The organism is Streptomyces sp. SudanB5_2050, assembly GCF_964272335.1.
Taxonomy (GTDB): domain Bacteria; phylum Actinomycetota; class Actinomycetes; order Streptomycetales; family Streptomycetaceae; genus Streptomyces; species Streptomyces rochei.
The window spans coordinates 7,016,129-7,034,454 of record NZ_OZ186760.1 but is presented as its reverse complement, the minus strand read 5'-3'; the positions used below and the strand labels follow the sequence as shown (position 1 = coordinate 7,034,454).

At 73.4% G+C, this 18,326-nt stretch carries 19 protein-coding genes; 8 read left to right on the top strand and 11 right to left on the bottom strand.

Features of this window, described 5'->3' with window-relative positions; translation table 11 throughout:
- Nucleotides 1-139 precede the first annotated feature (139 nt).
- The gene (locus ACFZP7_RS30860) at nucleotides 140-2,518 is read left to right on the top strand and encodes a SpoIIE family protein phosphatase (protein WP_385637205.1); all 2,379 of its coding nucleotides are present in this window, start codon (nucleotides 140-142) and stop codon (nucleotides 2,516-2,518) included.
- Between the two features lie 231 nt (nucleotides 2,519-2,749).
- Nucleotides 2,750-3,406 carry a DUF4232 domain-containing protein gene (locus tag ACFZP7_RS30855; RefSeq protein ID WP_385637202.1) on the top strand — a complete coding sequence of 219 codons (657 nt, stop codon included), beginning with the start codon at nucleotides 2,750-2,752 and terminating at the stop codon, nucleotides 3,404-3,406.
- A gap of 34 nt (nucleotides 3,407-3,440) precedes the next feature.
- Here ACFZP7_RS30855 and ACFZP7_RS30850 read toward each other — a convergent pair whose 3' ends face one another.
- Both ACFZP7_RS30850 and ACFZP7_RS30845 read right to left on the bottom strand, forming a co-directional pair.
- A complete protein-coding gene (locus ACFZP7_RS30850; RefSeq protein ID WP_030975716.1) occupies nucleotides 3,441-4,409 on the bottom strand; it encodes an aldo/keto reductase in 969 nt (322 codons plus the stop codon).
- Nucleotides 4,410-4,486: 77 nt separating this feature from the next.
- Nucleotides 4,487-5,035, bottom strand: a complete 549-nt coding sequence (locus ACFZP7_RS30845; RefSeq protein ID WP_019327724.1) for a flavoprotein — start codon at nucleotides 5,033-5,035, stop codon at nucleotides 4,487-4,489.
- A gap of 315 nt (nucleotides 5,036-5,350) precedes the next feature.
- Between ACFZP7_RS30845 and ACFZP7_RS30840 the strand changes: the two genes are divergently transcribed.
- Entirely contained in the window at nucleotides 5,351-5,800 is a 450-nt protein-coding gene (locus ACFZP7_RS30840) for a nitroreductase family deazaflavin-dependent oxidoreductase (RefSeq protein WP_029393827.1), read from the top strand.
- A 65-nt stretch (nucleotides 5,801-5,865) separates the two neighbouring features.
- Here the strand turns inward: ACFZP7_RS30840 and ACFZP7_RS30835 are convergent, their stop codons facing one another.
- A complete protein-coding gene (locus tag ACFZP7_RS30835) occupies nucleotides 5,866-6,786 on the bottom strand; it encodes a cation diffusion facilitator family transporter (RefSeq protein ID WP_019327722.1) in 921 nt (306 codons plus the stop codon).
- Nucleotides 6,787-7,116: 330 nt separating this feature from the next.
- On the opposite strand from ACFZP7_RS30835, the gene ACFZP7_RS30830 reads away from it, so the two are divergent.
- Complete coding sequence (locus tag ACFZP7_RS30830) at nucleotides 7,117-8,142, top strand: glutathione S-transferase family protein (RefSeq protein WP_385637199.1); 1,026 nt, start codon at nucleotides 7,117-7,119, stop codon at nucleotides 8,140-8,142.
- Between the two features lie 167 nt (nucleotides 8,143-8,309).
- A complete protein-coding gene (locus ACFZP7_RS30825; RefSeq protein ID WP_019327720.1) occupies nucleotides 8,310-8,612 on the top strand; it encodes a DUF4235 domain-containing protein in 303 nt (100 codons plus the stop codon).
- 54 nt (nucleotides 8,613-8,666) lie between these two features.
- Here ACFZP7_RS30825 and ACFZP7_RS30820 read toward each other — a convergent pair whose 3' ends face one another.
- Both ACFZP7_RS30820 and ACFZP7_RS30815 read right to left on the bottom strand, forming a co-directional pair.
- Entirely contained in the window at nucleotides 8,667-9,062 is a 396-nt protein-coding gene (locus tag ACFZP7_RS30820) for a VOC family protein (protein ID WP_030975709.1), read from the bottom strand.
- Nucleotides 9,063-9,141: 79 nt separating this feature from the next.
- Nucleotides 9,142-9,606, bottom strand: a complete 465-nt coding sequence (locus tag ACFZP7_RS30815; RefSeq protein ID WP_019327718.1) for a pyridoxamine 5'-phosphate oxidase family protein — start codon at nucleotides 9,604-9,606, stop codon at nucleotides 9,142-9,144.
- A 238-nt stretch (nucleotides 9,607-9,844) separates the two neighbouring features.
- On the opposite strand from ACFZP7_RS30815, the gene ACFZP7_RS30810 reads away from it, so the two are divergent.
- Complete coding sequence (locus tag ACFZP7_RS30810) at nucleotides 9,845-10,876, top strand: 7-epi-alpha-eudesmol synthase (RefSeq protein ID WP_031015914.1); 1,032 nt, start codon at nucleotides 9,845-9,847, stop codon at nucleotides 10,874-10,876.
- 93 nt (nucleotides 10,877-10,969) lie between these two features.
- Here the strand turns inward: ACFZP7_RS30810 and ACFZP7_RS30805 are convergent, their stop codons facing one another.
- Genes ACFZP7_RS30805 through ACFZP7_RS30785 form a run of 5 tightly spaced genes read right to left on the bottom strand, consistent with a single transcriptional unit; the run spans nucleotide 10,970 to nucleotide 15,425 of the window.
- On the bottom strand, nucleotides 10,970-12,217 hold the full coding sequence (locus tag ACFZP7_RS30805) for a cytochrome P450 (protein ID WP_031015915.1): 1,248 nt from the start codon (nucleotides 12,215-12,217) through the stop codon (nucleotides 10,970-10,972).
- Nucleotides 12,214-12,819, bottom strand: coding sequence for an ATP/GTP-binding protein (locus ACFZP7_RS30800; protein WP_355513334.1), 606 nt, complete (start codon nucleotides 12,817-12,819; stop codon nucleotides 12,214-12,216). Before ACFZP7_RS30800 ends, ACFZP7_RS30805 begins: the two co-directional genes overlap by 4 nt.
- Nucleotides 12,800-13,171, bottom strand: coding sequence for a DUF742 domain-containing protein (locus tag ACFZP7_RS30795; RefSeq protein WP_031015917.1), 372 nt, complete (start codon nucleotides 13,169-13,171; stop codon nucleotides 12,800-12,802). The genes ACFZP7_RS30800 and ACFZP7_RS30795 overlap by 20 nt, the downstream gene beginning before the upstream one ends.
- Nucleotides 13,168-13,578 carry a roadblock/LC7 domain-containing protein gene (locus tag ACFZP7_RS30790; protein ID WP_019327713.1) on the bottom strand — a complete coding sequence of 137 codons (411 nt, stop codon included), beginning with the start codon at nucleotides 13,576-13,578 and terminating at the stop codon, nucleotides 13,168-13,170. Before ACFZP7_RS30790 ends, ACFZP7_RS30795 begins: the two co-directional genes overlap by 4 nt.
- Nucleotides 13,579-13,583: 5 nt before the next feature.
- Nucleotides 13,584-15,425, bottom strand: coding sequence for an ATP-binding protein (locus tag ACFZP7_RS30785; protein WP_385637195.1), 1,842 nt, complete (start codon nucleotides 15,423-15,425; stop codon nucleotides 13,584-13,586).
- Nucleotides 15,426-15,882: 457 nt separating this feature from the next.
- Between ACFZP7_RS30785 and ACFZP7_RS30780 the strand changes: the two genes are divergently transcribed.
- Nucleotides 15,883-16,824 carry an NADP-dependent oxidoreductase gene (locus tag ACFZP7_RS30780; RefSeq protein WP_385637192.1) on the top strand — a complete coding sequence of 314 codons (942 nt, stop codon included), beginning with the start codon at nucleotides 15,883-15,885 and terminating at the stop codon, nucleotides 16,822-16,824.
- Between the two features lie 153 nt (nucleotides 16,825-16,977).
- A complete protein-coding gene (locus ACFZP7_RS30775; protein ID WP_019327710.1) occupies nucleotides 16,978-17,364 on the top strand; it encodes an anti-sigma factor antagonist in 387 nt (128 codons plus the stop codon).
- Here ACFZP7_RS30775 and ACFZP7_RS30770 read toward each other — a convergent pair.
- Entirely contained in the window at nucleotides 17,330-18,283 is a 954-nt protein-coding gene (locus ACFZP7_RS30770) for a ribose-phosphate pyrophosphokinase (RefSeq protein WP_019327709.1), read from the bottom strand. The genes ACFZP7_RS30775 and ACFZP7_RS30770 overlap by 35 nt on opposite strands.
- Nucleotides 18,284-18,326 lie beyond the last annotated feature (43 nt).

Genomic DNA, 18,326 nt, shown 5'->3' with positions numbered 1-18,326 from the left:
CTCCTCCGGCCGCCGCCCGACGGTGGGGTGCCGAAGCGCGCGAGACCGCTCGTTCCGGTCCGTACCGGCCCCGGACGCACTAGGCTGGGGCCCAGGTGACGCGCTGTTCACCATGGGTGTGCGCAATGGAGTGGCGACGATGAGTCCGGTCAACCCGTCCGAGGATGACGCCGCGGCCCGCGCCGTCATCGACGACTCCGGCACCCTGCGCGAGTGGAACGAGGGCGCCCGGCTCCTGCTGGGCCACTCGGCCGCGGACGTCGTGGGACGCCCCGCGGCCGACCTGCTGGCCGACCGCGCGGACGGCCTGCCGCCCGGCCCCGAGCAGGAGCGGTGGAGCGGCACCCTGACGCTGCGGCACCGCGACGGACGGGCGGTGCCCGTCTGGGTGCTCGCCCACCGCAGACCGTCCGGGGGCGGCGGGCCGGGCACCTGGCTCGCCGTCGCCCCTCGTTACGACGGCCCCGACCACCACGACGACCCGCTGGTCAGGGCGGCGCTCACCCAGTCGCCCTGCGCCACCATGATCTTCGACGACCGGCTGCGGCTGCGCGCCGTGAACGACGCCATGGCGCGGCTGCTCGGCCTGCCGGCCGACCGGCTGCGCGGTCTGCGGCCCACCGACATCGGCAGCAGGTCCCAGCACACCGAGCTGGAGCGGCACCTGCGCCGGGTGCTGGCCACCGGCGACCGCCACGACATGCACACCCACCTGAAGGCCACCGGGGAGAGCCGGGCCCACGCGTGGCACGCCCGCATCGCGCCCCTCGCCGACGCCGACGGCCGGGTGCGCGGCGTCTGCGTCAGCGCCCACGACTTCACCGAGCAGCACCTCGCCCGCGAGCGGCTGCAGTTGGTCAACGAGGCCAGCGTGCGCATCGGCACCACACTCGACGTCACCCACACGGCGCAAGAGCTGGCCGACGTGTGCGTGCCCGCGCTCGCCGACTTCGTCAGCGTCGACCTGCTGGACCCCCACGACCACGGGGGTGAGCCCCCGGTCGTGCCCGCCCCGCCGGTCGGTCTGCGGCGGGCCGCCCACCGGTCGATCACCCCGGGCTCCCCGGAGGCGGTCGCCGAACCCGGCCGGCTGGACGTCTACCCGGCGGGCTCCCCCCAGGCCGAGTGCCTGGTCGCGGGGCACGCGATCGTGGCCGAGGTTCCCTCCGGGGACCTGGAGCGGTGGCAGGAGTGGGACCCCGTGCGCGTCCGGCGGGTGGAGGAGTACGGCATCCACTCCACGATGTCCGTGCCGCTGCAGGCCCGCGGCACGACCCTGGGCGTGGCGGTGTTCACCCGGTACCGGCGGCCCTACCCCTTCACGGACGACGACCGGCTGCTGGCCGAGGAGGTCACCGCCCGCGCCGCGGTCTGCATCGACAACGCCCGCCGCTACTCCCGCGAGCGCGAGACCACGCTCACGCTGCAGCGCAGCCTCCTGCCGAGGTGGCTGCCGCCCACCGCCGCGCTGGAGGCCGCCTCCCGCTATCTTCCGGCGGCCCGCTCCGGGGTCGGCGGCGACTGGTTCGACGTGATCCCGCTGTCCGGGATGCGGGTCGCCATGGTCGTCGGCGACGTCGTGGGCCACGGCATCCAGGCATCGGCCACCATGGGCCGGCTGCGCACGGCGGTGCGCACACTCGCCGACATCGACCTGACGCCCGACGAACTCCTCACCCACCTCGACGACCTGGTCGTGCGGCTCTCCGAGGAGTCCGGCGACAACGGCACGGGCGAGGTCGGCGCCACCTGCCTGTACGCGGTCTACGACCCGGTGTCGCGACGCTGCTCCCTGGCCCGCGCCGGGCATCCGTCACCGGTGCTGGTCCCGCCCGACGGCCCGCCCCGGCAGATCGAGCTGCCCTCGGGGCCGCCGCTGGGGGTGGGCGGCCTTCCGTTCGAGTCGGCGGAGCTGGAGCTGCGCGAGGGCAGCGTGCTGGCGTTCTGCACCGACGGTCTGGTCGAGGGCCGGGACCGGGACGCCGAAGCGGGTCAGGCGCTGCTGCGCGAGGCCCTGGCCGGACCCACCGAGTCGCTCGACGCGACCTGCGACCGGGTCCTGCACGCACTGCTCCCGTCGGGCGGCGCCGCCGACGACGTGGCACTGCTGCTGGCCCGCACCCGTGGGCTGCCCGCCGAGCAGGTGGCCACCTGGGACATCCCGGCCGACCCGTCGCTGGTCGCCCCCGTACGCAAACAGGTCGTCGAGCAGCTGTCCGCCTGGGCCCTGCTGGAGGCGTCCTTCACCGCCGAGTTGGTGGTGAGCGAACTGGTCACCAACGCCATCCGCTACGGCTCCCCGCCCATCCGGCTGCGGCTCATCCACGACTCGGCCACGCTGATCTGCGAGGTTTCCGACACCAGCCACACCGCGCCGCACCTGCGCCGGGCCAAGACCTGGGACGAGGGGGGCCGGGGGCTGCTGCTGGTCGCCCAGCTCACCCAGCGCTGGGGCAGCCGGCACACCGCCGAGGGCAAGACCATCTGGGCGGAGCTGGGACTGCTCGGCGAGGAGTGACACCGGGTGGTGCGCCGGCGGACGCCGGCGAAGGCGCACGCCCGTGAGCGACGCCCCGGGACCCGCGCCCCGGGCGCACGGCGGGACGCGCGCGCGAGGGAGCACCGGCCGTGCTCCCGTCAAGGCGGCGCGCCCGTCGTTTCCCGGGCGGTGCGGCGGGACACTCGAAAGGCACGGGGCGTACGTGCCGCCGGGCGGCCGTGCGCGCGACCTGACGGGAGTGGAGAAGCGATGGCGAACACGTCACGGCCCGTACGCCGTACCGCCCTGCTGGCGAGCGCGGCGGCGCTCCTCGGCCTGGTGGGCGCCTGCGGCAGCGAGAGCAGTACGTCGACTGCCCCGCGCCCGACCCAGGCCCCCCGCACGACGACTCCGGACCCTGGTGCCGCGACCGGTGCCGCCACCACCCCGGCGGCGACCGCCGCACCCAGTGACACCGCGGGTTCCGCCTCCGCCTCCGCCCGCACCAACGGCCGGTGCCGCACCGGCGAACTGCGCGCCGAGGTCGGCCGCGTCGACCCCGGGGCCGGGCAGCGGAACTTCCCGATCGTGCTGACCAACACCTCCGACCGCACCTGCACCGTGCACGGCTACCCGGGCGCCGCCTTCGTCGACGCCTCCGGCGGGCAGCTGGGCCCGGATCCCGTACGCGCGCCCTCCTCCCCCGGGACCGTCACGCTGGCGCCCGGGAAGAGCGCGTGGGCCGGGCTGTCGTTCTCCAGCCCCCAGATCAGCGGCGCCCGCACCGCCACCCCGGCGGCGCTGCTCGTGACCCCGCCCGACGAGCACGACCCGATCCGGGTGGCGTGGACGGCCGGTGAGGTCCCGGTGGGCGGCGACGAGTCGTCCGTGAAGGTCACCGCCCTCGAACCCGGCACGGGCCCCTGAGGCGCCCGCGAGAGCGTCCGGGGGCCGGCCCGGCTCAGTGACCTGCAATCGGGTGCGGCGTGTACGGCCGCTCCAGCTCCTCGATCTCCTGCTCGGTGAGCGACAGTTCGACCGCCGCCACGGCGTCCTCCAGGTGCCCCGGCTTCGACGCCCCGACGATCGGCGCGGTCACCGTGGACCGGTGCAGCAGCCAGGCGAGGGCCACCTGGGCGCGCGGCACACCGCGGTTCTCGGCCGTGCGGGTGACGGCCTCGACCACGGCCCGGTCGCCCTCCTGGTACAGCGTGCCGCCGAAGTCGTCGGTGGCGCTGCGCTCGGTGGTGGTGTCCCAGTCACGGGTGAGCCGGCCGCGGGCGAGCGGGCTCCACGGCAGCACGCCGACCCCCTGGTCGGCGCAGAGCGGCAGCATCTCGCGCTCCTCCTCGCGGTAGAGGAGGTTGTAGTGGTTCTGCATGGAGACGAACTTGGTCCAGCCGTGCCGTTCGGCGGTGTACTGCATCTTGGAGAACTGCCAGGCGTACATCGAGCTGGCGCCGATGTAGCGGACCTTGCCCGCCCTGACCAGGTCGTGCAGCGCCTCCATCGTCTCCTCGACGGGCGTGTGCGGGTCGAAGCGGTGGATCTGGTAGAGGTCGACGTAGTCGGTGCCCAGGCGCCTCAGGCTGTGGTCGATCTCGGTCATGATCGCCTTCCGGGACAGCCCGGCGCCGTTGGGTCCGGGCCGCATCCGGCCGTTGACCTTGGTCGCGAGCACGATGTCGTCCCGGCGGGCGTAGTCGCGCAGCGCCTCGCCGACGATCTCCTCGCTGGTGCCGTCGGAGTAGACGTTGGCCGTGTCGAAGAAGGTGACGCCCGCCTCCAGCGCCTGCCGGATCAGCGGACGTGACGCCTCGGCGTCGAGGGTCCACGCGTGGGTGCCCCGGTCGGGAACGCCGTACGTCATGCAGCCCAGGCAGATCCGCGACACCTCGAGGCCCGTCGAACCGAGCTTCACGTACCGCATCGTTGCTGCTCCTGTCTTCGGGATCATCAGTACCGGTGGCGAGCGTACGTCCTGGTGCGGCTTCGGGCGGCGCCGGGTCAGCCCCGTTCGACCAGGTCCAGCGCCCGCTCCCAGGCGAAGTCGGGGCGGCCGCCGTCCTCTCCCTGCCCGGCGTACGGGTCGCCGAAGCGCACGCCCATGCCGCGCAGCCGGGCCAGGCTCTCCCGGTACGCGGGATGGGACGCCAGCGCGTCGGCGACGCAGGGCAGCACCGCCACGGGCACCCCCAGGCCGCTCACCTCGCACAGGGTGGCCAGCGCGAGGTTGTCGGCGAGGCCGGCGGCCCACTTGTTGACCGTGTTGAAAGTGGCCGGCGCGACCACCACGGCGTCCGGGTCCGGGAAGGGACGGGGCTCGCCGGGGCGGCGCCAGGCCGACCGGATGGGCCGGCCGGTCTGCGCCCGGACGGCGTCGGTGTCGAAGAAGCCGTTCAGGGCGACCGGCGTCGCGAAGACGCCGACCGCCCAGCCGCGCTCCTGAGCGGCGGTGATCAGCTTGCTGACGCCGGAGGCCACGCCTGCGGCGCAGACCACGACGTAGAGGAAGGGCTGCTCCGGTGTCCCGGTGTTCCGGACCTGTTCGCTCATCCGGGAACCCTACTGAACGCGACCGGACGGGCGCCGGGCGACCGGCGTGACCCCGGGCACGCCCTGGCCGGGGATCGCCGTGCTGGCGGTGGGCGGTGAACTCCTGTGCCCCCGCGGGCGGTCCGCGGGCGGCGGACGGTGACTCGATGGCACCGCTCGCCGGCCGGTGCGGTACGCCGGATCCCGACGGTGGGCGACCGCGCCGCCCGTGCGCGGCCGGCGCGGTCGTCGCGGCGAGCCGGGATGGATGGAGCACCGGCCGGTGTTGTAGACCGGTACCGGTCAGCCGTACGACGTGACGATGGGACGGATGCCATGCCTTTGGACGGCGAGTACGAACCCAGCCCGACGCGGTGGGTGCGCGAACAGGTCGAGCTCTACGAGAGCAGCGGCGGCACGAAGGGCACCACCCTGCTGGACACGGGCATGCCCGTGATCGTGCTGACCACCCGGGGAGCGCGCAGCGGCAAGATCCGCAAGACGCCGCTGATGCGTGTCGAGCACGAGGGCCGGTACGCCGCGGTGGCGTCGCTGGGCGGGGCGCCCAAGCACCCGGTCTGGTACCACAACGTCAAGGCCGATCCGCGGGTGGAACTCCAGGACGGTCCCGTCAAGCGGGACATGACGGCCCGTGAGGTCACCGGCGCGGAGAAGGCCGCGTGGTGGGAGCGGGCGGTGGCGGCGTATCCGCCGTACGCCGACTACCAGAAGAAGACGGAGCGGGAGATCCCGGTCTTCGTGCTGGAACCGGCCGACGGGAGCTGAACGGGCGGCCCGGAAAATTCTCGGCACACGCGCGCATGAACCGGCGGCGGCCGGGCACGCGTGGGTCAGGCCCCGCCGCGTTCCCCCGTCGCGGCGGGGCTTTCCGCTGCCTCGCGCGCGGGCCGGTCGGTGACGTCCAGGAAGATCTGCCCGGCCTCGGGGATCGTGTGGGCTATCGACCGCTTGATGCGCACGGCGACCTCCTCCACCCGTTCGCTGTCCAGGCCCGGCACCAGGTCGATGCGGGCGGCCACCAGGGTGGAGTCGAGGCCCGTCTTCATGGTGAACAGCGCCTCGACGCTGTCGATCTCCGGCTGGGCGCGCAACAGCGCGCAGATCCGGCCGCTGGCCTCCGGGTCGGCGGCCTCGCCGATCAGCTGGTCGCGGGCCTCGCGGCCCAGCCGGTAGGCCACGTAGACCAGCAGCGCGCCGATGGCGAGCGAGGCGCCGGCCTCCCACACCACCTGACCGGTGACCATGTGCAGGATCATGCCGGCCATGGCGAGGGTCACGCCGAGCACCGCGGTGCCGTCCTCGGCGACGACCGTGCGCAGGGCCGGGTCGCGCAGCCCGGCGGCGAGCCCGCCCTGGCCGCGCACCTGGTACAGGGCCCGCAGCAGGGACGCGCCCTCGGCGAGCAGGGCGACCCCGAGCACCACCAGTCCGGCGACGTAACCGCTCAGCTCCTCCTGGGCGCCGGTACGCAGTGCCTCCACGCCCTGGTAGAAGGAGAAGCAGCCGCCCATCACGAAGATGCCGACGGCCGCCAGCAGGGACCAGAAGAACCGTTCCTTGCCGTAGCCGAAGGGGTGCCTGCGGTCGGCGGGCCGGCGGCTGCGGCGCAGCGCGGCGAGCAGGAAGACCTCGTTCATGCTGTCGGCCACCGAGTGCGCGGCCTCCGACAGCAGCGCGGGCGAGCCCGCGAGGAAGCCGCCCACCGCCTTGGCCACGGCGATCACCAGGTTGGCGGCCAGGGCCACCAGCACGGTGACGCGCGTCCTGCGGTCGGCCGCGCGGTCGGCCGCGCCCGGGCGGCCGTCGTCCCCATGACCGTCGCTCCGGCCGGCGTCGTCCCGGTGGCCGTCGCGCCGGCGGCCGACGTCCCGGTGGCCGTCGCCGGGGTGGCCGTCGTGCCGACGACCGGGCTCGCGTTCGGGCGTTTCTTCAGAGGCTGTCCCACTCACGAGGGGCCGACTGCCCCCACCCGCGTGGCTCACACCCGCCTTGCGGGTGGCCCGCGGGGGTTCCACCAGTGCCGTCGGCCGAAAACGGGGAACGCGTCCACCAGAGCACACGGACGACCGGAGGGCAGGGGCATGAGCGGTGACGACGGGACACCCGGCAACAGCGGCTACGGCAGGAAGGCGTTCAAGCGGTCCCGGAGCCACTTCGCGGACCGGATCACCGCCGACGGCCGGGACGGCTGGCCGGTGGCGCCCGGCCGCTACCGGCTGGTGGTGAGCCGGGCCTGTCCGTGGGCGAGCCGGGCGCTGGTCTCGCGGCGCCTGCTCGGCCTGGAGGACACCCTCTCCCTGGCGGTCGCCGATCCGATCCAGGACGACCGCAGCTGGCGCTTCACCCTGGACCCGGACGGCCGCGACCCGGTCCTCGGCATCCGCTACCTCAGCGAGGCGTACGACCGGCGGGAGACCGGTTACCCGGGCGGGGTGAGCGTGCCGGCGATCGTGGACGTGCCCAGCGGGAAACTGGTCACCAACGACTTCCAGCAGATCACCCTGGACCTCGCCACCGAGTGGACGTCCCTGCACCGGCCGGGCGCGCCCGACCTGTATCCCGAGGCGCTGCGCGACGAGATCGACGAGGTCATGGCGGGCGTCTACGAGGACGTCAACAACGGCGTGTACCGCGCGGGCTTCGCGACCGGGCAGCAGGAGTACGAGGAGGCGTGCGCGGGCGTCTTCCGGCGCCTGGAGCAGCTGGTGCCCCGCCTGGAGCGGCAGCGCTATCTGGTCGGCGACACGATCACCGAGGCGGACATCCGGCTGTTCACCACCCTGGTCCGCTTCGACGCCGTCTACCACGGTCACTTCAAGTGCAACCGCTGGAAGCTGGCCGAGAACCCGGTGCTGTGGGCGTACGTCCGCGATCTGTTCCAGACCCCGGGCTTCGGCGACACCGTGGACTTCGACCACATCAAGCGCCACTACTACCAGGTGCACACCGGCATCAACCCGACCGCCATCGTGCCGCTGGGCCCGGATCTGTCCGGCTGGCTCACGCCCCACCACCGGCAGGAGCTGGGCGGCCGGCCGTTCGGCGACGGGACGCCGCCGGAACCGGTCCGCCCCGACGAGGCGGTCGCGGTGCCGGGCAGGCCCTGACCGCGGACCGGCCGGGCCGCCCGGACCCCGGGACCCCGCTCATCCGGCCACCGCCCGTCCGACGGCGGCTCACCGGACAACGGCTCACCGGACAACAGCTCACCCGACGACCCATCACCCGACAACGGCTCACCCGACGACCGATCACCCGACGCAAGGAGAATCACGTGGGCAAGAAAAAGAAGAAGTCGCTCCCGCTGGCCTACAAGCCCGTCGGTTTCGTACTGGGCTGGGCGGGCGGCGCGCTGGCCGGCATGGCCTTCCAGAAGACCTGGAAGGTGCTCCGGCACGAGGACGACGCGCCCGACGCGCTGGACCCGGACCGCGGCTGGGGAGAGATCCTGCTGGCCGCCGCGATCCAGGGCGCCATCTTCGCCGCGGTGCGCAGCGCCGTGGACCGCACGGGCGCCAAGGCCATCGAGCGCTCGACCGGCGTCTGGCCGGTCGGCGACAAGGGCGGCCGGGACTGACCCGACCCGGCGCCCGGACGGGCCCGCTCCCCCTCCCCGACGGCACCCGGCAGGCTAGCCCTGCTTGGGTGCCGTCGGCGCGACAGCGCCGCGCAGGGTGAAGGAGTGCCCCGCCGGGTCGGAGAAGCCGCGCTCCTCGTGCGGGCCCGCCGGGTCCTTCGCCTCCACGGGGCGTCCGCCGAGCCCCACGATGGCGCGCTCCGCCTCGTCCAGGTCGTCGACCACGAAGTCCAGGTGGACCTGGAGGGAGTTCTCGGGGCGCGGCCAGCTGGGCGGGGTGGCGTTGACGTCCCGGCGGAACGCCATCCGGAAGCCGCCGGGCCCCTCGATCTCGATCCGGTTGGCGGTCGCCTCGGACTCCTCCGCGCCCAGCAGTCCCTTGTAGAACTCGGCGAGCTTCTCGGGCTCGGCGCAGTCGAGCACCACGACGCCCGCGTTGACCAGTGCCATGTCTCCTCCGAAGGATTCCGGGCGCGGGGCGGTCGTGCCCCGCGGTCCCGTACCTTGCGGATATCCCGGTCCGCCCGGATCAGTCGGCCGGCAGCCAACGGCCGTCGCGCATCAGCTCGCGTCCCTCCAACTCGTCGGCCTCGCGCCAGGCTTGGACACGCCGCGGGCGCAGACGGAAGTACAGGTACGGGGTGGCGAGCGACCGGGGGTCGAAGCCGGTCTTGGCCGCGAACGACTCGGCTTCCTCCTCGGACAGTTCGGCGGGCGTCACGGTCTCCACCGTGCCTTCGACCATCACCACGTCGCGGGTCGGCCCGATGCCGACCCGGGCCCGTCCGCTCGCGGCCAGATTGCGGCCGGTGGGGCTGGCGGCGGGGGTGGAGAAGAGCAGGTGGGAACCGTTCCAGAGGAAGGACAGGGGGACCAGGTACGGCGCGCCGGAGGCGCCGTCGGCCGTGGCCACCCAGGCGTCCACCTCGTGGTCCAGGCGGTGCAGGGTGTCGCGCTTGCGCTGTTCGGTGCCGCGGGGCGGTGGCGGGGTCATCGGCGAGCCTCCTGAGGCGACGTCATGATCGGCCGGGTCTCGATCGTGCCACGGCGGACGGGCGGTAACGAAGATCACCAGCAGGCGTCGTGTAGATCATTTAGGGTCGGGGCAGCCTCGTATCGCTTCTCGGTTCAACTTTCGTCCCGGGAAGCCCAGTTCGAGTGTGCGCACGGTCCGGCGACCGTGCGCCCGCAGGGCGGGGGGACTCTGCGTTCCGTCTCCCGAAAGGAAACACATGCCTCAGGACGTCCGGTTCGACCTCCCCTTCGACACTCCGGTCAGCCCCCATCTGGCCACCGCCCGCGACCTCCATCTGCGCTGGGTGCGCGAGCGGGGCCTGGTGCGCAGCCGGGCCGGGTTCGACGAGTACGAGTCCTGGGACCTCGCCGGCGCCGCCGCCCGCACCTACCCGTACGCGTCGGCGCAGGACATGGTCGTCCTGATGAACTGGTTCTCCCTGGCCTTCCTCTTCGACGACCAGTTCGACGCGGCCCGTCCGGACCGGGCGGAGCGCATAGCGGAGGTGGCGCGGGAACTGATCGCCACACCGCTGCGCCCGGCGGGTACCGCGCCGCGGGTGGAGTGCCCCATCACCCTGGCCTGGGCGGAGGTCTGGGCCCATCTCTCGGATGGCATGTCCCTGACGTGGAGGTCGCGGTTCGCCGCCTCCTGGGGCCGCTTCCTGGTGGCGCACTGCGAGGAGGTCGACCTGGCGGCCGGCGGCCGGGCCGGAACGCTCGGCCTCGCCGACTACACCGCCTTCCGGCGCCGCACGGTCGGCATCCACCACAGCATCGACGCGGGCGAGCGCAGCCGCGGCTTCGAGGTGCCGCCGTCGGCGATGGCGCATCCGCTGATGGAGCGGCTGCGGGACCTGGCCGCGGACACCATCGGCTTCATGAACGACATCCACTCCTTCGAGCGCGAGCGCCGTCGCGGGGACGGCCACAACCTGATCGCCGTCCTGCACCGGGAGCGGGGCTGCTCGTGGCAGGAGGCCGCCGAGGAGGCGTACCGGATGACGACCGCCTGTCTCGACGAGTACGTGGCGCTGGAGGCCCGCGTGCCCGAGATGTGCGACGAACTGGGTCTGGACGCGCGGGAGCGGGCCCGGGTGGGAATGGGCGTGGAGGCCATCCAGCACTGGATCAACGGCAACTACGAGTGGGCGCTGACCTCCGGCCGCTACACGGCGGCCAAGGAGGGTCCGGTGGCCACGGCGGAGCTGGCCGGGCGGGGCTCGGTGGACGACCTGCTGACGGTGTGAGGCGGGCGCCGCCCGGCCGGACCCCTCCGGCCGGGCGGCGTCGGCCCGGCCGGCGCGAGGGTCGGACGGCGCCTGGGCCAGACGGCGCCAGCGTCAGACGGCGAACTCCACGGGCAGACTGTCCAGCCGGGACTCCCAGGTGGAGGCCGTGGAGGTCAGCTCGGCCGGCGGCACCGCCAGACGCAGCCCGGGCAGCCGGTGCAGCAGCACGTCGACGGCCGTCTCGATGATGGACTGGCCGATGCTCTGCCCCGGGCACTCGTGGGGCCCCGCGCTGAAGGCCAGGTGCGAGGCGTTGCCCTCGACCGAGACACCCGTGTCGGGACGGATCTCGGGGTCGTGGTTGCCGGCCGCGAGCCCCAGGACCAGCAGGTCGCCCTCCTTGACCGGGCAGCCGCCCAGCTCCAGGTCGGCGGTGGCGAACCGGCCGGGGAGCACGGCGAGGGGCGGGGAGTTCCACATCACCTCCTCCACGACCGAGGACATGTTCAGCTGCCCGCTCACCAGGCCGGACAGCCAGGCGGTCTCGCTGAGCACGAGCTGAAGCGCCCGCGCCAGCAGGTTGCTGGTGGTGGTGTGGGCGGTGATCAGCACCAGACGCAGGTGGTTGACGATCTCGTCCTCGTCCAGACCGGCGTGGTGCTCGATGAGGCCGGAGGTGAAGTCGGCTCCGGGCTCGGCGCGCTTGCGCGCGGCGAGTTCGCCGAGGATGCCCATGATGCGCTCGTTGTGCGTGAGGGCGTCCGCGCCGCCCTTGATCACCTGATTGCTGGACTCGGCGAGGCTGCGCCCCTCCCGTTCGGCGAGCCCGAAGACGCGGGTGAGGACCAGCATCGGCAGGTACTCGGCGAAGTCGGCCACCAGATCGGCGCGGCCCGCGTCGGCGAACGCGTCGATCTGCTTGTTGGCGAAGTGCGTGGCGTGACGGCGGATGCCCCGGCCGGCGACGGCGTGGAGGTTGTCGGTGACGGCCGCGCGCAGCCTGCGGTGCGGTTCGCCGTCCTGGGAGACGCAGTCGGGCCGCCAGCCCACCATCTGTATCAGCGGGGACGTCTCCTCCACACGGCCGTCCCGGAAGTCCCGCCAGATCCGTGAATCCCGGCTGAACTGGAGGGGGTTGTCCAGCACCCGCCGGTTCTCCCGGTAGCCGAGCACCAACCAGGCGGGTACGTCCCCTTCCAGCAGCACCGGCGCGACGGAGCCGTGCTCCTTGCGCAGCCGGGCGTAGATGTCGTGGGGGTCGGTGGCCGCCTCGGGACCGTAGAGCCGGGTGACGTCCGCGCCGTGGGCGACGGGGCAGCCGCCGCCCACGGCACCGGACGGGGTCTGGTCGTCGGTCATCGGGGCTCCAGGGCTGCGGTCGACCGGTCCTTCAGGTGCCGGATCAGCGTGACCAGGACGTCGCGGCTGGCCTCGCGGTCCCGGGCGTCGAAGGTGACGACCGGGGTGCGCGGGGGGATGTCGAGGGCGTCGCGGATCTCCTCGACCGGGTAGTCGCGGGAGTCGGGGAAGACGTTGAGCGCGATGACGAAGGGGACCTTCTGCCGCTCCATCTCCTCGATCGCCCGGAAGCTGGAGGCCAGCCGCCGGGTGTCCACCAGGACCACCGCACCGAGGGCCCCCTTGAACAGGCCGTTCCACAGGAACCAGAACCGCTCCTGGCCCGGGGTGCCGAACAGGTACAGCATCAGCGTGTCGTTGAGGCTGATCTTGCCGAAGTCGAGGCTGACGGTGGTCTGCGTCTTGTCGGCCACGCCGACGAGGTGGTCGACGTCGGCGCTGGCCTGGGTGAGGGTCTCCTCGGTGGTCAGCGGTTTGATGTCGCTGACGGAGCGGACCATGGTGGTCTTGCCCGTACCGAAGCCGCCGGCGATCATCACCTTCACCGAGCGGGTCTCCCCCGACGTCGGTGACCCCGGTCGGTCAAAGCCTTTCAAGTCCACTGAGTACCTCCTCAAGGAGCGCGAGGTCGGGCCCGCGGCCGGCGTCGTGCGCCGGGATGGGATCACGGGCTTCGACGCTGCCCGCCCGGAGCAGGTCGGACAGCAGCACCGCGAGAATGTTGAACGGCAGTTGCAGATGGGCGCCGAGTTCGGCCACCGACAGCGGTTCGCGGCAGCGCCGGAGAATCTCCTGGTGCTCGTGCTGCATGCCCGGTGACGGGGCGGCCCGGGAGACGACGAGGGTCGCCACGTCGAGGGTCGACGCCGAACCGCCCGGCCCGCTGCGCCCGCCGGTGAGGACGTAGTAGCGCTCGAGGCCGGACGGATCGGTCGGTCGGCGGGGAGCACTCATCCAGAGTGCTCCTCCTGGCGCGGAGTGGTGCCGAGGAGTTCACCCATCCTGCGGGCCAGGTCGCGCATCTGATGGCCGAGCAGGCCCTGGTCGAGGCCCTCGCGGGCGAGGACGCCGAGATACGTCTCCAGACCCGCGCGGACGACGAAGAGGTGTCCGCCGTCCACCTCGATCATCGCGAGGCGCAGCTGCCCCGCGTGCTGCGGGAACTGCTCGGCGACCGGTTGGGCCAGCGCCTGCAGTCCGGCCACCACGGCGGCGAAGCGGTCCACGTCGTCGGGGTCTTCGGCGCCGTAGGAGGTGATGGCCTTGCCGTCGCTGGAGGCCACGAGGGCGAAGCGGATCTCCTGGATGGACTCCACAAGGTCGCGGAGCGCCCAGCTCACGTCGGTTCCCTGGTGCGTCATGGGGACTAGTCGCTCTCTTCAGTACGGTGCTCGGTGGGCTGGCCACCGGTGGTCGTGTCACGGGTGCCGGCGGTCCCGGGCGGCGGCGCGGCGCCGGTCGCCGGGCCGGCGTCGCGCCCGGCGGTGGCGAAGGCCGCGAGTCCGGCGAAGGACGCGTCCGGCGGGATCGCGGGGACGGGGGACGCCGCGGGCACGGGGGCCACCTCGGACTCGCCGGACCGGGCGCCGTGCGCGGCGGGCTCGGGGGCCCGCTGTCCCGCCGGGCGGTCCGGCGTTCCGGCGGCGGCCGGTTCGCCGCGCCTGCTGCGGCGCCGGGGCAGGCCGCCCGGGGTGGTCTCCACGGAGTCGTCTCCGGTCGGGGCCGGGGAGCCCGTCGGGACCGGGGAGCCCGTCGGAGCCGGGGCACCGGCCGGGCCCGGGGCCGGAGCACCGGCCGGGCCGGGGGCCGGGGCCTCGGCGGCGGGTGGCGCGGGGGCGGCCGGTGCCGCCTGGGTGGCGGGGGCCGCCGTCGGCAGCGGACCGAAGTATTTGTGGGGTACGACGACAACGACGGACGTGCCCAGCCAGGGCGAGTCGGCGAAGGTGACCCGGATGCCGTAGCGCCGGGCGAGGGCGCCGACGACCCGGAGGCCGATGCTGGCGTCCTCCGAGATGCCGCCGAGCCCGGGGCCGGGCGAGGTGCCCGCGAGGGCGTGCTCGGCCTCGCGCTTCTTCTCCTCGCTCAGGCCCTTCCCGGAGTCCTGGATCTCGATGCCGACGCCGTTGGGCACCTCCTTGCCGGAGACGACGACCGGCTCGGTGGGCGGCGAGTAGCGCGCGGCGTTGTCCAGCAGGTGGGCGAAGATCAGGGTGAGGTGGTCGACCAGACCGCCGTCGACGCCCAGCTCGGGCAGATGGCGCAGCTGGACGCGGTGGAAGTCCTTGATCCGGCCGATGCCGCCGCGCATCACGCTCAGCAGCCGCTGCGGCTCCTGCCACTGCCGGCCGGGCCGGTCGGAGCCGCCGAGGACGCCGATGCTGGCGGCGAGGCAGTCCGCGGGACCGATGGCCTGGTCGAGTTCCATCAGTCCCCGGGCGACGGACGGCAGCCGTCCGTGCTCACCCTGCATCTCGTGCAGACGGCCCCGGAGTTTGCTGGTCAGGACGTGGATGCGGTTGCCCACGCCGATGACGGCCTGTTCGGCGGAGGTGGAGCGGTCGAACTCCGCCTCGACGCCCATCAGCGCGGTCCGCAGGACCTTGCGCAGTTCGGCCTGGAGGTCGGCGCCGACCTTGGCGCACTGCTCGACGGTCGGCAGGATGTCGTCGATGGCGTCGCCGGCGCGCAGCCGGCGCATCGCGTCCGGCAGCTGCTCGTCGGCGAGCCGGGCCACGGCGGCCATCTGGTGGTCGAGCCGCTCCTGCCAGGCGCCGGCCTGCTCGGCGAGGCGCGTCTCGTGGGCGGCGGCCTGCTCGGCCAGCCGCTCGTCGGCGGCCCGGGCCTGTTCGGTCAGGCGCGTCTCGTACGTCCGCGCCTGCTCGGTCAGCCGGGCGTCCAGGGCCGCGCGTTCGGTGGAGAACTTCCGCTCGAGGCCGGCCACGTGCTGCTGCCACTGCTGGGAGTGCTCGGCCTGCGCCGCGCGGTGCGCGTCCTCGGTCCGGCGCAGCTGCGCGCGGGTGCGCAGGAGGAGGCGTACGCACACGGTGCCGGCCGCCGTCGCCGCCACGCCGGCGACGGCGACGGATATTCGCTCCGAGCTCATGAACGTCGCGGCTACCGTCCCGCCTCCCAGGCCCAGCGGCATCAGCCACCAGCTGTACCAGGCGACAGGGGCCCGCGCCGCCGGTGGCGGAGTGGCGAGTTCCATCTGCATCCTTCGAACAAAACGATCGAACACGGGGGGGTGCGCAAGGGGGACCGCACTCATGAGTACGCACCGCGGCCGACACGTCGCGACCGTGTCAACTCGCAGCGCCGCTCGGGAGCTTATCGGTTGTGAAGCCGAAAAGATCAATTCCGCGACCCGGCGGAAGTGAGGATTCCGTCACGGTCGACAAATAGACGTCGGGTCGACCAATCCCTTTGCCTCACAGGCAAGTTGAGGCAGTGAAAACAGGGCGGTCGCCCGGTTGGCGGAGCGGGCGGCGGGGACCGCGGCCCCGGGCGCGGCGACGGCCGGATGTGCGGACGCGGACACCCGGTGGAGCCGGACACCCGGTGGAGCCGGGCGCCTCCGGGTGCCCGCCGCCACCGGGAATGACACGATCGCGTCGGGGGTTGCAGACCGTGACCTTGAAACCCTTCTTCGTTCTGCGAGGTTCTCGATGAACAGCATGCGCGCCATCAGCCAGGACGCCCTCGGCGGTCCCGAGGTCCTGAAGGAGGTGCGCCTCGACCGCCCCGAGCCGCGCCCGAACGAGGTGCTGGTGCGCGTGCGGGCCGCCGGGGTGAACCCGACCGACTGGAAGCACCGGTCGGGCGCCGGCTTCCTGGGCGACCCCCCGTTCGTGCTGGGCTGGGACGTCTCGGGTGTGGTGGAGGCGGTCGGGATCGGTGTCGCCGCCTTCCGGCCGGGCGACGAGGTCTTCGGCATGCTGTCCTATCCGTTCGGCCACGGCTCCCACGCGGAGTACGTCACGGCGCCCGCGCGCACCTTCACCCACAAGCCCGCCGGCATCGACCACGTCCAGGCGGGCGCCCTGCCCCTGGTCTCGCTGACGGCGTGGCAGGCGCTGGTCGAGCGGGCCGACGTCCGGCCCGGGCAGCGGGTGCTGATCCACGCGGCGGCCGGGGGCGTGGGTCACGTGGCCGTGCAGATCGCCAAGGCCCGCGGCGCCCATGTGATCGGCACCGCCAGCGCGGGCAAGCACGAGTTCCTGCGCTCCCTCGGCGTGGACGAGCCGCTGGACTACCGGGAGACGGACTTCGCCGAGGCCGTCAAGGACGTCGACGTGGTGCTGGACACGATCGGCGGGGACACGTCCCTGCGTTCGCTGCGCGTGCTGCGCCCGGGCGGCGTGGTGGTGTCGATCCTTCCGGTGGGGTCGGACGAGTTCTACGAGGAGGCCGAGCGGCTGGGCGTGCGGGCGGTGCGGATGCTCGTCGACGCCGACCGGGCCGACATGCGGGAGATCGCCGCCCTGGTGGAGTCGGGGAAGCTGCGCGCCACGGTCGAGCGGACGTTTCCGCTCGCCGACGCGGCCGAGGCGCACGCGCTGGGCGAGACGGGCCGGACCACGGGCAAGCTCGTGCTCGTCGTGGAGTGACCGGCGGTGTCCGGCCGGCCGACGCGCCGGCCGGACACCGTGTGAGATTTCGATGACATATGTCAATCGAACATGCTCAAACTCGCTCGATCGGGGTAACTTCCCGAGCGGAACTGACCGTTGTGGCCCCGGAGGGCTGAAGGCGAGGTCGTCGTGCGGCAGGAACCCGCGTCGCCCACCCGGCATCTGCGCGTGCGCCGTGACCGGGGGCACACGGTGCTGGAGTTCCGCGGCGAGATCGACATCGCGTCGGCCGCGGAGATCGTCCCGCACCTGGACCGGGAGACGGGACGCCCCGGCGCGCGGGTCGTGCTCGACCTCGGCGGCATCGAGTTCTTCGACTGCTCCGGACTGCGGCTGCTGTACCGGGCCCGCCACCGGGTGCTCGACGGGGGCGGGGAGGTGCATCTGGTGTGCGCCCACCCCCTGACCCTGCGCATGCTGCGGATCACCGGCCTGGCGGGGGTGCTGCCGCCACGGCCGACCCTGGAGGAGGTGTTCGGCGTCAGCCCGCCGGCGGGGCGTCGAACAGGGCACTGACCGACTCGCCGTTGTGGATGCGGCGCACCGCCTCGGCCAGCGCCGGGGCGATGGAGAGGATCCGCAGCTTCTCCGTGTGGTCGTCCACCGGCACCGGGACGGTGTTGGTGCACACGATCTCCAGCACGTCCGGCTGCTCGCTCAGCCGCCCCAGCGCTCCCGCGGCGAACAGCCCGTGCGTGCACGCGAGGCGGATCGTGCGCGGACCGGCCTCCCGCAGCCGGTCGAGCAGTTCCAGCACCGTGCTCCCCTTGGCGATCTCGTCGTCGAGCACGATGACGTCCCGCCCGGCGACGTCCCCGATCACCGAGCTGATGCTGACCCGGTCGTCGGCGAACCGCTGCTTGGCGCCGGCCGCGACCTGGGCGCCCAGCATCCGGGCGAACGCGGCGGCCTCCTTCGCGTTGCCCAGGTCCGGGGAGACCACCGTCGTCCGGGACAGGTCGTACTGCCGGAAGTGCGCCGCCAGTTCCCGCAGCGCGTGCAGGTGGTCGACCGGGACGCTGAAGAAGCCGTGCACCTGCGGCGAGTGCAGGGTCATGGCGAGGACCCGGCTCGCGCCCGCCGCCACCAGCAGGTCCGCCACCAGACGTCCGCCGAGCGAGATGCGCGGCGCGTCCTTCTTGTCGGAGCGGGCGTAGGAGTAGTGCGGCATGACGACGGTGATGCGGCCGGCCGAGGCCCCGCGGGCCGCGTCGCACATCAGCAGCAGCTCGACCAGGTGCTCCTGGACCGGCGTGACCAGCGGCTGGATCAGGAAGACGTCGCGCTCCCGGCAGTTGGCCCGCAGCTGCACCTCCAGGCAGTCGTTGGCGAAGCGGCTGACCCGGGTGGGGCTGAGCGGCACGCCCAGGTGTGCGCAGACCTCCTCGGACAGCTCGGGGTGGGCACTACCGCTGAACACGGCGATGTCTCGCACGGACCGCTCCTCGCGTGATCCTGTCCGGCCGGGAGCCCCAGCT